The sequence below is a fragment of the Streptomyces canus 299MFChir4.1 genome (assembly GCF_000383615.1).
Lineage (GTDB): Bacteria > Actinomycetota > Actinomycetes > Streptomycetales > Streptomycetaceae > Streptomyces > Streptomyces canus_C.
Window position 1 is genome coordinate 21,881 of record NZ_KB911587.1, and the last position, 13,760, is coordinate 35,640.

The window sequence follows — 13,760 nt, forward strand, 5'->3', positions numbered from 1 at the left end:
CGTCCGCTTTTCCCACCTGCTCCTTCCGCAAGGGAGTCATTTCTTCATGCGTGTCAACAGAATCAGCCGCGCGCGCAGGCACGCGGCCCTCGGCGTGTCCGTGGCCGCGCTGGCCGCCGGCGTCACGACCGGTGCGGGACCGGCCGCCGCCCAGCCCGCTGCCGCCGCCGCGGCCGCGGCGGAGTGCAGCACCGCCTACAAGATCGAGCAGACGCTCTCCAGCGGCACGACCTGGCGGATGTGCTGGCGCTACGACAGCAAGGCCGGGCTCGTCCTGGAGGACATCTCCTACCAGCCCAAGGGTGAGACCGCGCCGATCAAGGTCCTCAACAGCGCCAGGCTCGGCCAGATCCACGTCCCCTACGACGACGGCAGCGTCGAGTACGACGACCTGACGGGCTTCGGCTTCGCCCAGGGCCTGATGAACCTGGACCCGGGCGAGTGCCCCGGCGGCACCATCAAGAGCGTCAAGGTCCCGGACTCCTGGGACCCGGACCACGCGAACGTCAACGGCCTGTGCACCACGACCCGTTCACGCGGACACGCCTACCGCATGCAGGGCGACAGCGCGAACAAGGTCTACCAGGCGCAGGGCAAGGACCTGCTCGTCTACTCGGTCAACCAGGTCGGCTGGTACGAGTACATGACCGAGTGGCGCTTCCAGGACGACGGCACCATCACCATGAACCTCGGCGCGACCGGCAGCCTCTCCTACGAGGACTACGACGCCGGCGACGGCCGCGGCTGGCCCATCGGCAAGGGCCCCCGCGCCCAGGCCACCAGCCACAGCCACAACGCCTTCTGGCGCCTGGACTTCGCCCTCGACAGTTCCTCGAAGAACCGGGTCGAGCAGTACGACTCCACGGTCACCGCGGCCGCCCAGGGCCAGCAGACCGCGACCGTCAAGACCACCCGCACCCCGGTCACCAAGGAACTCGCGGGCGACGCCAAGAGCTACCGCTGGTGGCGCATGGTCAGCGCGGTCGGCAAGAACAAGGACTGGCACCCGCGGTCGTACGAGATCGTCCCCGGCCCGAGCACCAAGTACCCGGGGCGCAGCTTCACCAAGCACGACGTGTACTTCACCGAGTACAACCCGTGCGAGCAGTTCGCCAGCAACAACACCGGCAACTGCGGTGCCGGGGCGGGCACGTCCGTCGACAAGTGGGTCAACGGCCAGACCCTCACCCACCCGGTGGTCTGGATGAACGTGGGCTTCCACCACATCGCCCGGGACGAGGACCAGCAGCCCATGCCGGTTCACTGGCAGGGATTCTCCATCGCCCCCAGGGACGTCACGGCTATGAATCCGCTCACTCCGGCGGAGCTCGCCGGGCAGAACGGCCACTGGGAGCCCGGTAGTTGAGATTGACCCTGTCCATCCGGCTGCACCGCCTACCGCTCCCGGAGTACCCTTCCTTGATCGTTGGGTGGGGCCATGCCCCCGGGAGTGCTCGGGGGAGCGGAAGGCGGTGCGCGGGTGGGCTCGGGAGGGCTGGAGTTGCCCCCTGGTGACGAGGGTCACGAGGGGAACTCCCAAGACGCCCCGCCCGGCACGGTGTCCCTGGCACGGCCGATGGACGCGGGAGCGACGATCGGACCGGAGCTGGACTGGGACGCCGACGCCTGGCGCGAGGTACGGACGCGCGCCCAGCGGGCGGGCCGTGCCTACATCTGGCTGAACCTCGTCGAACAGCGGCTACGGGCTGTCGTGGCCGCTGTTCTGCGCCCCATCTACGAACCCGTCCACGGCCACGACGACTGGGTGGTCGCGGCCGCCGGACCCGCCGGACAGGAGTGGGTCCAGCGCGCGGTCGCGGTCCGCGAGGTCAGCCGCCGCAAGGGCTATCTGCTCGACCCCGCCGACGACAACGTCCTCAGCTTCCTCACCCTGCCCCAGCTGCGTGAGCTGATGGTGCAGCACTGGCCGTGCTTCGAGCCCTACTTCGACGACCGCCGGGACGTCGAACTGGCCCTGGACGAGCTGGAGGTGACGCGCAACGTCGTCTCCCGCAACCGGGCCCTGTCCGAGGCGGTCCTCGGCCAGGCCGAGCGAGCGGCCGCCAAGCTGCTGGAGATACTCGGCGCCGGCGGCGACGTGCCGTCCGCCCGCCGGCTGCCCGTCGACGCGGTCGAGGACCTGGTGGGCGACCGGTACGCCGACGTGGTCGCCGTACATTCCGACCGGGTGCGGCTGCTGCGCCAGTTCCCCGCCGAGGACATCTTCGGCGGTGCCCGGCGCCTGGACGCCGTCGGCATCGGCCTCAACCTCCTCGTGCAGAACTTCTCCGGCCGCCGTCTGGTGCGCCTTGCCGAGGGCGGCTGCCGGGTGCGGCTGCTGTTCCTGAACCCGGCCTCCAGTGCGGTCAAGCGGCGCGAGCGGGAACTGGGTCTGAAGCGTGGTGAGTTGAGCCGGGCCGTCGAGATGAACATCCTGCACATGCGCCGGGTGCGGTCCAGGCTGCGCGACCCGGGCGCCTTCGAGATCCAGGTCTACGACGACACCCCGCGCTTCACGGCCTACCTCGTGGACGGCGACGGCTCGGACGGCATCGCGGTCGTGCAGTCCTATCTGCGCCGCTCGCGGGGCATGGAGGCGCCGGTCCTCGTGCTGCGCAACGGAAACCGGGTCGTCAAGCCGGGCGACGTGGACGACAGCGGCCTCTTCCCCACCTACCGCGAGGAGTTCGAGACGAACTGGGCGGATTCGCGTCCGGTGTCCTGAAGTGTCCCCGCTTTCCGGTGTGTCGGCGATGCCAAGCGGAATGCGGTCCTCTGATTGTCAGTGGCTCATGGGAAGGTGGAGACCACTGGGGGAAAGCACCACCAAGAAGGGGGACCGCCCATGGGCTGGCACCGAGAGCTGCTGATCGGCTTCGACCTGGAGACCACCGGCACCGATCCGCGCGAGGCGCGCATCGGCACGGCTGCCGTGATCGAGCTCAGGGACGGGCAGCCCCTGGGACGCCGGGAGTGGCTGGCGGACCCGGGCATGGAGATCCCGGCGGACGCCGTGGCGGTCCACGGAATCAGCAACGAGCGGGCGGCCGCCGAGGGCCGCCCCGCCGACCAGGTCGCCGACGCCATCGCGGACGTCCTCACGACCTACTGGAAGACGGGCGTCCCGGTCGTCGCCTACAACGCCGCCTTTTATCCACGCACTCCACATGCGTCTCAAGTGTCTCGTCTCGCAGGGTGTGCCAGGGATCTGCTGCGCCTTGAACCGGTCGACCGCGCGCTGGCGCCCAGCTGCCCCACCGGAGTGCTGTGATGAGCTGGACCAGCGGTTCGATGGTGGCCTTCGATCTGGAGACCACGGGCACCGACATTGAGACCGACCGCATCGTCACCGGAGCACTCGTCAGACTGGATCCGGACGGGAACCCAGCGGAGGAGCGGACGTGGCTGGTCGACCCGGGAATTCTGATCCCTGCGCAAGCCATAGCGATTCACGGCATCACGACTGAGCATGCCCGCACGCATGGAGCCCCGACTGCTTCCGTAATCACGGAGATCACGCAGGCCATTACCGAAGTTCTCAGCTCTGGGACGGCGTTGGTGGTCATGAACGCGCGGTATGACCTCTCCCTACTGGACCGTGAGTGCCGACGGCACAACGTCACTCCGCTCACAGAGCGGCTGGAAGCGATGCCTTCTCCGGTCATTGATCCCTTGGTGCTGGACAAGCACGCAGACCAGTACCGGAAGGGGCGGCGCAATCTTCAGGCGCTCTGTGCCCACTACGGGGTGCCGCTGGATGATGCGCATAACGCGGCAGCGGACGCAGCGGCTGCCGCTCGGACGGCACGCAGACTGGGTGAGAAGTACTCGTCCATAGGATCGCTGCCTCTCGCGGATCTGCATGATCTTCAAGTCCGTGCGGCGGCCGAGCAGGCTGCCTCTCTCCAGAGGTATCTGCGTCGTACGTCGGATGCGACCGCCTACGTCGAGTCGGCATGGCCGGTGATCCCGTTCAGCCGCGAGGAACTTGGTCCTCTGACGCGAGGCTAGCCGGACGAGGGCGAGGATGCGGAAGCCGATGCCGACGGTGCGCCGGGTGCTGGCTCCGGCGATGTGTCGGGCAATTCGCGGATACGTGGGACCGGCGAAGGCAGCACCCAGACCAGGCACATCACGGCCCCGGCCGTTGCGATCCACAGTGTCGGGCGTAGCCCGACAGCCGTGCCGAGTGCTCCTCCCGCGAGCGCGCCCAGCGGGCGCACGCCGTGGGTGAGGGTGCGGTAGGCCCCGTTGACGCGGGCGCGCAGGGCGTGGGGGATGAGGGCCGTTTGAAGTGAGCCCAGCGAGATGTCGACGATCATCGCGCCCACGCACGAACCAAATTCGGCGAGGAAGAGCAGGCTGAGGATGAGCGCGTCCGGCCCGTCCGCGAGGGGTACGAGTAGCAGCGGGACTGGGAAGGCCGCGAAGCCGATGACGACGGCGGGCCCGACGCCGACGCGGCGCACGAGACGGCCAGTGAGGGCGGCACCGACCAGCCCGCCGATCGCGCCGACTCCGAGGACCGACCCCAGCACGCCCGCGCTCAGGCCGAGTTCGGTGGTGGCGTAGAGCACGAAGAGCGTGTGAAAAATGAAATTGAAGAACTGAACCGTAGCGGATCCGGCGAACGTGGCGCGCATGACGCGCGAGCGGAAAATCCACCGCAGGCCCGCGGTGAAGTGCCCTTTCGCGGGTGGCACGGCCGGCGGTTCGACGGGGGTTATACGGGCCAGACAGCAGGCGGAGGCCAGATAGGTCACCGCGTCAGCGAGTAGCGCGAGCGGCGCGGTGAGCAACTGGACGAGGAGACCGCCGGCGCTAGGACCCGCGACGAAGGACATGGCCCGGCTTCCGTTGACGAGGGAGTTGCCCTCGATATAGCGCTCGGCGGGGATGAGCGAGACGAACAGGATGGTGTTGCAGACATCGAAGAGGACGGTCAGCGCGCCGATCCCCAAGGCGACCGCGTAGAGCTGCGTGAAGGTGAGTGCGTCCAGGGCGTACGCGATGGGAACCGACGCGATGAGCACGGCCCGCGCCAGGTCCGTGGCGATCATGACGCGGCGACGGTGCGCTCTGCTGTCGGCCCAGGCGCCCGCGGGAAGCGAGAACAGCAGGGCGGGCATGAGCTGGGCCGTCGCGAGCCAGCCCATGTGGGCGGCGTCGGCGTGGAGGGCGAGGACGGCGACGAGAGGGAGGGCGATCTGGGATATCTGGTCGCCGACTAGGGAGATGCTCTGGCCGGTCCAGTAACGGCGGAAGGAGCGCTTGCGCAGGAGGTCGGGGACCTTCGCGGATAAGAGGCCCAAGGCCGTCATCGTGGGCCGCCCGTGCTGTCCGGAGCGATGGAAGTCTCCTCGTTGCCTGCGGGCCGTTGCGGCAAGGGAAAGGCGGCCCGGACGATCTGGACGAGCCGTACGCCCTGGGGGCGGGCGGCCGGGTCGCCCTGCCGGTCCTCGTAGGGACGCAGTAGACGGTCGAGTTTTTCGCCGAGGTCGGCGAGCTCCTCTGCCGTCAGGTAGAGCACTTGGTCGCCGATGTGCTCGGCTTCCTGCCACTCGCGTGGTAGATCGTGGCGCTCTTCGATGGCGCGGGTGATCAGCTCGAAGTAGCGTTCGGCGACCGCAGTTTCCAGTGCCCTGCTGGCCTCTGCAACGGCAGGGTCCTCGGAGTAGTTGGGCCACTGAGTGAAGCGCGCAGTGGCCCGCCAGGGTTTCTCACGGCCCTGGCCACCCGGCGCGAGCTCGACCAGCCCGTACTTTGCGAGCATCCGCAGGTGGTACGAGCAACTGGCGACGGATTCGCCAGTGAGCTCGGCGGCGAGGGTCGCCGTGAAGGGGCCTTCGGTACGGAGCAGGCCGACGAGGCGCATGCGGGTGGGATGGGCGTAGGCGCGCAGAGCGTGAGGGTCGGTGAGCTGGGTCGTGCGAGCAGGGGCCCTTGGTGGCTCGTCCTTCTGACTGTTCGACATGTTGTAAAGGTATCTTTAGAAAGATTCCTTTACAACATGTGCTGTAGATGCTTCTGAGCCAGCTCAACGTTGGTCGATGCGGGTAACCCGGTCATGGCGGCTTGAGGCTTGAGAGAGGCGCTGGTTCTCGAGCGTGAGGAACTGAACCTGCTGTGCGAGGACGTTGATGGAGGACCGGAGCTCCCGCACCTCGCGCGCGTGCTCCTGGCGAAGCCCACGCTCGGCTGCTTTCAGAGACTGGACCTCCTGTCGGAGGGACGCTGAGGGTGCGGCTGCGTCTTCTCGTTCGGCTACGAGGTTTCGGAACTCCGCCAGAACACGGGGGTAGCGGTAGGCGCTGGCTCTGCTGACGTCGGCTTCAACGGCGAGTGAGGCGACGGTGAGGGAACCGTCACTACGGGTGGGCTCTCCGCGGAGCAGACGCTCCGACGCTGCCTTGAGGGCTGCTTCGATGGGTTCAGCTGTGGGCACGGTCGATTCCCTCGATCACTCTGATGATGTCGCTCGTGTGCCCGCGCAGAGCCGTACGCTGGAGATCGGAGAGCCCGACGAAGGCCAACGCACGCTCGGTGTCGCTGCGTGCCGCTTCCCACGCTGGGCGATGACGTGTCGTGATGGTCGAGTTCGCACAACGCTCGGGACGGCAATTGTTGAGCAAGGGCCGGTCCTCAGTGCCTGCTGTTCGGCACAGGGCGGTTTCGGGTTGGTAGTAGCAGTCGTTGAGAGTCCCGATGTGCAGAGTCTGCGCCGAGGTCTTGAGCATGGCGTGGAGGCGCCGCTCATCGACCACTCTGCCGGGAAAGTCCTGCAATTCCTCCTGTACGCGGGCAAACTCGTTGTCGGTCCGTGCACCCCCTGGAGCGGTTGAGCGCACCCCGGCCTTGAAGTCGTCGTAGCGTTCCACGATGTCGGCCAAGCGGGCCAGGGCCTCTTCGGCGGCGACTTCCGCGCGGAAACCGGAGGGCGAAGTCCCTGCGTAGCCCTCGAACATGGCTACGGAGAGGTGCTTGTACTGGACCATCCCCGCGACGGTTCCGTACGGACGGTGAGCGATGTGCCATGCCACGGTTCTGCGGAACTGGCGCGTTGTGAGATTCCACGGCTCTCCGTCGACATCGGGTACTGGAAAACCGATGCCCGCGCAGTGTGCCCGGAACGCGTTGAGGTTCTCATTCATCCGGTTGGCGGAGATCGTTGAGTACGGGCGACCAGCGACCGGTCGGCAGAACAGCAGGTCACGGTGGGGCAGGCATTCCAGGACTTCGATGGCCTGAGCGACGGGCTCGATGACCACCCAGCTCTCCGGCGCCCCTCGCCCGCCCTTGACGAGTTGCGATCGCACTTTGTGCCTGACGACGACGCCGTCCGTACTCCGTTCGGTGAAGTGACAGCCGTCTCGGAGTTCCTTGACCTCGGAGTCGCGCATTCCGGACAGATAGGCGATGAGGATGTAGCAGGCGGCTCGCAGGAGCCGTTCCTCATGGGGGACCGCGGGAGGACTGAACCTGTCCCGCCAGGGGCGCCCGGTCTGCGGATGTGGAGTGATGGGTGTGTCCATGCCGCCAGGCTCAGGTCCAAGCCGCTCCAGTGCCCTGACGATGTGGTCATCGTAGGAGCCGCCGGCTATATCCCGCCCCGCCCCCGACTTGCGCATGATGTACGTGTAGGCGGGTGAACCGGCCAGGTGCGGTTGGAGACCGGTGCCGTCCAGAACCGGGACCCCGCGCCCACCTGCCGCAAGACTGTCGAGATAGCGGTTCAGCCGTGCGAGAGACAGCCCGTGGATCTCGCTGACAGAGTCCTGTAGTTCCGTCAATTCGGCGCGCGCACTGATGATGTCCGGTGCTGCGGTACGTACGTAGAACAGGGCGGCCTGTACCAGCGGGGCGATGACCCTGGGCGGGATCCGGGGAGTCTGGTTTTCGTGTCTGCTCACCGCCGGGCCGCCGATGATGCGGGAGAGGGGGCGGCCGTTCCACGGATTGATCTCCAACGCGTCGGATGGCATGCCCTCTGCCGCGAGGTGGAGGCGTGGGATGACCTGGAGGCGATGGCGCAGACTGCTCGGCATCAGTTCTTCGCCGTGGCAGTGAAGCAGATAGGAATCGAGAACCGGCTGTGTCACGGTGTCCAGGCGAATCCCAGCGTGTTCGGTGTCGAGAAACCGGAAGAAACATCGCAGATTCCACCACTCCGCCGTCACTGTCGAGATGGAAGGAAGCGCACCACGAACCGGGTGTGTGTTGAGTCTCCAGAAGAGAAACTCGCGCGCGGCCTCGCGCCGGGTGGCATCACCGAGTGACTCGAAGTCGATGAAGAACTCGCTGGAGTAGCGGTTCCCCGCGTGCCCGGCGACCGCGAGATCCCAGAAACGGTCCCCGAATTGCGGCATGAGGGATGGATCGGCGGCGAGAGGACGTCCGGACAGAACCGGTGTTGTGTCGGCAGGGCGCTTGGCACCATGGCCAAGTGGTAGTGGCTGGGCGGGCATCAGTGGCCTCCCAGTAGGTTGTGGGGCAGGAACAGCAGAGGCTCGGAAGACTCGGCGATTGCCTTGGCGCTGAGCACGTCGCCCTTGCTGAACCGCGGGACGATCAGTTGCAGAATCTGATGGTGAACCTTGCCAAAGCGCGCTGCCCACTCCGCTGCGGGCGTCTTGGCCCGTTCAGCCTCAATGTGGTTGAGGAAGGCCAGGATGGCTGGGAGCTTCCTTCGGGTGATCACGGCGTTGCTGCACCCCAGACAAGAGAAGAAGGAGACGGGGCATGCCTTGCCCTTGATGCCGAAAGGCGAGTCGAAGAAGCTGCGACAGGACGACAACCACAGGTCGGATTCGCCGGACAGAAGTGGCGGCAGTTCCTCGGCGGAAACGCCGAGTGACTCCCATGCGTCCGCAGGATTTTGCGTAAGCCTCTCTTCCTCATCTGGCGTCAACACCACGGGAGTCTGGGCGTCATCGAGTGCGTCCTGCAGGCCGTCTGCCACGGCCTGTTCGTGCAGATTGCGCAATGAGGGGATGTCTGCGTAGTGCGCTGCGGCGATGTCCGGTGAATGCCCCTGCACGAACGCCGACATCCTCCCGCCGGTTACCTTGTAGACAGCTGCCTTGTACGTCTTGCGAAGCCGGGAAAGGCGCAAGTCGACGGGCTTCCCCCCGTCAGTGAGCCGGTGTGTCGACACGAAGCTCCGCGCCACGCTCGACGCAGATCCAGCGCTGAAGCCGGCAGACAGAATCCCGTCCTTCGTCCGGAACTGCCACAGCGCCGACGAGCCCGTGGCCTCTCTGACAGGGGCAGTGATCCGCAGGGCCAAGCGCAGCAGCCCGCCGGGCGAGTTGGGCGAGCCGTCCCGCACCCGCATCGTGTTCCACTCCTGGCCGTGCCGACGCCGCTTGAGGTATTCGACCTGTACGTAGCCCCGGTTGGGATTCTTCAAGCAGTCGGAGGCCAACTCTCTGGCCGCTTCCACCTCCATGCCGCTTTCGAGGCAGAACAGAAGGAGCAGGGCGAACAGGTCGCGGCTGGTCGGATACACCAACGGTGCGAGACGGCCGGGAGTATGCGCATCAGCCAGCGCCGTGCCGACCAGTTGGGCCAGCTGCTGCCGGGTGAATGTTCCTTGGCTCCGGTAGATCTCCCACAGCACATTGGCGTCGGAGTTCCAACCCGCCATCCGTGGATCCTGTCCCTGCGCCAGGAGTGCCGGCCCGTCAAGCGTCAGGCGCCGAACTGCATCGTCGACATCGCAACGTGCAGCAGTGCGCAACTGCTCGACGATGTGCGGTGAATAGGCGTCACGAGGTGTGTACGAGCCCACCGGACCGGCAGAGGTATGAGAGAGCCGCCGGAGCATGGCTGCAGACAAGCCGGATTCCTTGTCGCTGAGGCGGCGCAAGATCCAAACGATGTCGGCGATACGTGAGTACGGCGTCCTGGAAGACTCCGGATGCCTCTCTCGAAGGTGGCTCTCGAACCCGTCGAGGTGACGCGGGAGGAGGGCATTCACTCGCAGTTCCACGCCTTCCGTGGAGTCCAGCCAGCGTGCCCATTCCAGGCAAGAGCGTGCGCGATTCCGGAGAGTATGTGGGGATCCAGTCCCCTGGCCTACGGTGCATGACACCGCCAGCTCGGCACCCAGAGCGCGCAGCAACCGCTGCTGCGGCTCGTGGGTCCAGTCCACGACAGCCATCCGGTCGTCCGGGAACGTGACCTCGATCTTCAGGAGTCCGAGCGTGGTTGGAGTCTGGTCAACGGTCTGGAGCACGGGTGCGTTCAACCGAGCCCGACGTTGTCCCCGGGTTACCACGCGCTCGCTCCCTGTGTCTGCGACAACTGAGTCGCCGTGTCCGCGACCTCGGACGTCCAGGAGTCCACCGCACCATCGATCAATGCCTGAGCCTGGTCGGTGCAGTCGAGGTAGATGTACGTCGTGGTGATCGAGGAGTGCCCCAGCAGGCGGCGCAAGTGATCGAGCGGGTCGCCAATGATCCGGCGGTACACGCCGTCGGCCACCTCATGCCTCTCAACCGAGCCGATCTGTTCATGGATCAGCGCAGACAGTAGATGCACGGCGAAGGTGTGCCTGAGCACATGGGGTGTGGCGGCGACATCGATCTCGTACGTACGGCATCTCTCCGAGGCCCGCACGAAGACGGACTCCCAGGCCGACAGGGACACAGGCCGAGCTTCCTGGCCCAGCCATACGCACGCCGGCCCGACGGGATGGCCCTGCTCGTCAACGAGGTAGAGCCGGGAGCGGACCGCTGGCGGCACACGTGACCAGGGAACTTTTCGGAGCCGGCCGTTCTTCGAGGGCATCCGCACACCCCGCCGGTCGGCTTGACTTCCGAGCACGGCACCGGCCGGCAGTGGGCAGCCTCGGGCGCGCCAGCGGTCGAGCATCAGGGAACGCTCGATCTCTACGTAGTCGGCCACCGCACGGAGGACACGGTTCGGCAGCAGGACCCTGCGTCCCTTGTCCCGTTTGGCGGTCGGCGGCGCCAGGTCGAACGGCACACTCTTCATACCCCTCTGGATGTCCAGAGTGGGGAGTTCCGGCCAGCAGAGCGACGCGGCCTCCTCGATACGCAAGCCTGTGGTGACCAGCAGCTCCGCCATGACGACGTTCCGCTCCGAGTTACGGCCATGGAAGGACAAATCGGCGGCGTTAGCCGGCAGTTGACCGCGCAATCCGACATCGCGGAAGGCCGCGTAACGGGCGACAGACAGGAACTTCACGTTTCCGCGCTTGGCGGCCTTCTCTGCTGCACGGTTGTTGCGGACTCGCACCTGCTGTCCGGAGCCGGTGTGCCGTGAGCTCTCGTAGTACTTGAACGGCGTCCGCTCGATCAGGGCCTCGTCCACGGCCCATGTGTAGAACTTGTCCAAGGCGGCGACGCCCCGGTTCCAGGTCGAGGCTGAGACAACCTGTGTCGGGTCGGGAGAGACCCGCCGGGCCCGGTGGAAGGCCGTCACGTCGTCACACTCGGCTTGCCAGACGGTCTTGCCGCGATGTTCGTGGAGGAACCGTCCCCACGTCAGCAGATCGAGAGCGTACGCCCGCCACGAGTTCGCCGACCTCACCCCGAGGGTCGGCAAGGACCACAGGAAGCGGTTCAGATGTACGTCGTAGCTGCCGTCATCGCTGAGGATGAACGGCGCCCCGGCATGCAACCCATGCCTTTCCAGTGTCATCTGCGCATCGGTGACCCCGGCCGCTTCCAGCGCTCCTGGGTCGGTGAAGAAGATCTCCATCTGATCGCACCCCCTGGCCGATCAACGACGACGGAGAACGTGAGACACGGTCGTGCGTGGATAACGCCTTCGACCTGAGCCTCCTCTCCGCCGAACTGCGCCGGTACGGCCTGCCGTCCCTGCGGGAGCGCCTGGGCGGCCTCGACCCCGCACCGGTCATCGACCCGTACACCATCGACCGCTCGGTGGACCGCTACCGCCGCGGCAAGCGCAACCTCGAAGCGGTCTGCACGGAGTACGGCGTCGCGCTCGACACCGCCCACGACGCCTGTGCCGACGCGCTCGCCGCGGCCCGGCTGGCCTGCGCGATAGCCGTGCGCCACCCGAAGGTCGCGGCCCTCGGCCCGGCGGAGCTGCACCACCGCCAGATCGAGTGGTACGCGGAATGGGCGGCGGACTTCCAGAGCTTCCTGCGCCGCAAGGGCGACGCGACGGCCGTGGTCGACGGCGTCTGGCCGCTGCGCGAGCCGGCCGACGAGACCGTGTGAGAGGGCGTCACCCCGGCAGCGCATCCGGCAGCGCATCCGGCAGCGCATCCGACAGCGGAGGACTCGCGACGGGCTCCACCCGCGGCTTCGCCAACCGCTCGTTGTCGGCCCCCGACATGCACAGCGACCGGTCCAGCCGGGCGGCGTTGAAGTACAGCCGGGGCTGCTTCACGACCTCCGGATCGGCGACGACCTCCAGCTCGGGGTCGAAGCTGAACGGCAGCACCGTGCCGGGGATGGCGCGGGCCAGCCGCTCGGCGGTCTCCGCATCGCTGAACCCGACATAGCGCGCGGCGAACAGCGCCCGGACCGCGTCCAGGTCCACGCGCCGGTCCCCGGGGACGACCGCGAGGACATGCCGGGTGGTCCGGCGGTCCACCTTGACCCGCAGCACGATGCACTTCGCCGCCTCGGAGGCGGGGTGACCGCGCAGCGCGCACACGGCGTCCGTGGTGCCCTCCGGGGCGTGGTCGATCAGCTCGTAGTCGACGGCGGAGGCGTCGAGCAGGGAGATCAGCCGGTCGTAGGTGTCGTCGCCGGCCATCGGGTGTCCTCTTCGGTGGGATGAACTGCGGTGCGGGGCGGGGTGGTTGTGCGATGGGCGCGTTCCACGGACTGCCCCCAGTAGGTACCGGCGAGCATCATGACCGCGCCGAGCCCGGTCAGTGCGGTGAAGTGCTCGCCGCCCAGGGCGACTCCCGCCGCCGCGGCCCAGATCGGCTCGGTGCCGAGCAGCAGACTGGCCCGGCTGGCCGAGGTGCGCTGCACCGCCCAGGTCTGGGCGAGGAAGGCGAACACACTGCAGAACAGGGCGAGATAGAGCAGTTGTGTCCAGGTGGCCGGGTCCGCGTGGGCCAGGGCCGGAAGCTCGTGCGCGGCCAGGGGGAGGAACAGGACCGTGCCGACGAGGGTCTGCACGGTCGTGAGGTGCAGCGGCCGTATCGCCCGGCCCGCGGTGAGCCGTCCGACGAGGGCGACATGGCCGGCCCGTACGACCGCGGCGCCGAGCATCAGCAGGTCTCCGAGGCGGGGCGCGTGGAAGCCGTTGCCCACCATGAGGAGCCCGACGGCCAGGACGCACACACCGGCGGCCGCGTAGAACACGGGCGGCAGACCGCCCCGCCGGCCGGTTCGGTCGAGGAGGGGCGTGAGGACGATGGTCAGGCTGATGATGAGGCCCGCGTTGGCGGCGCTGGTGTGGGCGACGCCGTAGGTCTCGACGGCCAGGACGGCGGCCTGGGTGAGGCCCAGGGGCACCCCCGCCCGCAGCTCCTCGCGGGTCCACCGGCGCGGCCCGCGCCCGGGGAGGACGACGACGCCCAGGCAGGCGAGCGCGGACAGGGCGTAGCGGACGAGGAGCACCAGCAGGACAGGGAGGGCGGACGTCGCCGTCTGGGCGGAGAGATAGCTCGAACCCCAGACGATCGCGACCAGCAGGAGTACCACGTCGGTACGGCGGGCGTCGGACATGCGCCCACCCTGCCCCCATCCATCTCTGCAGCCCAGAACCAACTTCTTCAACGATCTTTTAGAACTCCTACACTG

General features: G+C 67.4%; 11 protein-coding genes and 2 pseudogenes. 5 read left to right on the forward strand and 8 right to left on the reverse strand.

Translation table 11 applies throughout. The features are described from left to right. Nucleotides 1-46: 46 nt before the first annotated feature. The 4 genes and pseudogenes from H293_RS0116000 to H293_RS0116015 all read left to right on the forward strand — a co-directional run bounded on the left by H293_RS0116000 (nt 47) and on the right by H293_RS0116015 (nt 4,011). Nucleotides 47-1,366, forward strand: coding sequence for a copper amine oxidase (locus tag H293_RS0116000; protein ID WP_020118868.1), 1,320 nt, complete (start codon nt 47-49; stop codon nt 1,364-1,366). A gap of 72 nt (nt 1,367-1,438) precedes the next feature. Continuing rightward, a complete protein-coding gene (locus tag H293_RS0116005; protein WP_199790168.1) occupies nt 1,439-2,725 on the forward strand; it encodes an SAV2148 family HEPN domain-containing protein in 1,287 nt (428 codons plus the stop codon). A gap of 120 nt (nt 2,726-2,845) precedes the next feature. Continuing rightward, nucleotides 2,846-3,151: pseudogene (locus H293_RS49585) on the forward strand (exonuclease domain-containing protein); the annotation flags it as partial. A 119-nt stretch (nt 3,152-3,270) separates the two neighbouring features. Further along, complete coding sequence (locus tag H293_RS0116015; RefSeq protein WP_020118871.1) at nt 3,271-4,011, forward strand: 3'-5' exonuclease; 741 nt, start codon at nt 3,271-3,273, stop codon at nt 4,009-4,011. Here H293_RS0116015 and H293_RS0116020 read toward each other — a convergent pair. From H293_RS0116020 to H293_RS49600, 6 genes are all read right to left on the reverse strand, one after another. Then, the gene (locus H293_RS0116020) at nt 4,008-5,321 is read right to left on the reverse strand and encodes an MFS transporter (protein WP_020118872.1); all 1,314 of its coding nucleotides are present in this window, start codon (nt 5,319-5,321) and stop codon (nt 4,008-4,010) included. The genes H293_RS0116015 and H293_RS0116020 overlap by 4 nt on opposite strands. Continuing rightward, nucleotides 5,318-5,974, reverse strand: coding sequence for a winged helix-turn-helix domain-containing protein (locus H293_RS0116025; RefSeq protein ID WP_020118873.1), 657 nt, complete (start codon nt 5,972-5,974; stop codon nt 5,318-5,320). Before H293_RS0116025 ends, H293_RS0116020 begins: the two co-directional genes overlap by 4 nt. 63 nt (nt 5,975-6,037) lie before the next feature. Continuing rightward, on the reverse strand, nt 6,038-6,445 hold the full coding sequence (locus tag H293_RS54875) for a hypothetical protein (RefSeq protein ID WP_078612598.1): 408 nt from the start codon (nt 6,443-6,445) through the stop codon (nt 6,038-6,040). Next, a complete protein-coding gene (locus H293_RS49590) occupies nt 6,432-8,465 on the reverse strand; it encodes a hypothetical protein (protein WP_158694423.1) in 2,034 nt (677 codons plus the stop codon). The genes H293_RS54875 and H293_RS49590 overlap by 14 nt, the downstream gene beginning before the upstream one ends. Next, nucleotides 8,465-10,237 carry a hypothetical protein gene (locus H293_RS49595; protein WP_158694424.1) on the reverse strand — a complete coding sequence of 591 codons (1,773 nt, stop codon included), beginning with the start codon at nt 10,235-10,237 and terminating at the stop codon, nt 8,465-8,467. Before H293_RS49595 ends, H293_RS49590 begins: the two co-directional genes overlap by 1 nt. A gap of 35 nt (nt 10,238-10,272) precedes the next feature. After that, a complete protein-coding gene (locus H293_RS49600) occupies nt 10,273-11,727 on the reverse strand; it encodes a tyrosine-type recombinase/integrase (RefSeq protein ID WP_020118877.1) in 1,455 nt (484 codons plus the stop codon). A 65-nt stretch (nt 11,728-11,792) separates the two neighbouring features. Between H293_RS49600 and H293_RS49605 the strand changes: the two are divergent. Next, nucleotides 11,793-12,215: pseudogene (locus tag H293_RS49605) on the forward strand (3'-5' exonuclease family protein); the annotation flags it as partial. 7 nt (nt 12,216-12,222) lie between these two features. Here the strand turns inward: H293_RS49605 and H293_RS0116055 are convergent. Continuing rightward, nucleotides 12,223-12,759, reverse strand: a complete 537-nt coding sequence (locus H293_RS0116055; protein ID WP_020118879.1) for a YbaK/EbsC family protein — start codon at nt 12,757-12,759, stop codon at nt 12,223-12,225. Then, nucleotides 12,729-13,685, reverse strand: a complete 957-nt coding sequence (locus H293_RS0116060) for a DMT family transporter (protein WP_020118880.1) — start codon at nt 13,683-13,685, stop codon at nt 12,729-12,731. Before H293_RS0116060 ends, H293_RS0116055 begins: the two co-directional genes overlap by 31 nt. Between the last annotated feature and the right edge of the window lie 75 nt (nt 13,686-13,760).

Coding starts and splice junctions, on each gene's coding strand:
- H293_RS0116000 (WP_020118868.1), top strand. CDS start 47: ATGCGTGTCAACAGAATCAGCCGCGCGCGCAGGCACGCGGCCCTCGGC.
- H293_RS0116005 (WP_199790168.1), top strand. CDS start 1,439: ATGCCCCCGGGAGTGCTCGGGGGAGCGGAAGGCGGTGCGCGGGTGGGC.
- H293_RS0116015 (WP_020118871.1), top strand. CDS start 3,271: ATGAGCTGGACCAGCGGTTCGATGGTGGCCTTCGATCTGGAGACCACG.
- H293_RS0116020 (WP_020118872.1), bottom strand. CDS start 5,321: ATGACGGCCTTGGGCCTCTTATCCGCGAAGGTCCCCGACCTCCTGCGC.
- H293_RS0116025 (WP_020118873.1), bottom strand. CDS start 5,974: ATGTCGAACAGTCAGAAGGACGAGCCACCAAGGGCCCCTGCTCGCACG.
- H293_RS49590 (WP_158694423.1), bottom strand. CDS start 8,465: ATGCCCGCCCAGCCACTACCACTTGGCCATGGTGCCAAGCGCCCTGCC.
- H293_RS49600 (WP_020118877.1), bottom strand. CDS start 11,727: ATGGAGATCTTCTTCACCGACCCAGGAGCGCTGGAAGCGGCCGGGGTC.
- H293_RS0116055 (WP_020118879.1), bottom strand. CDS start 12,759: ATGGCCGGCGACGACACCTACGACCGGCTGATCTCCCTGCTCGACGCC.
- H293_RS0116060 (WP_020118880.1), bottom strand. CDS start 13,685: ATGTCCGACGCCCGCCGTACCGACGTGGTACTCCTGCTGGTCGCGATC.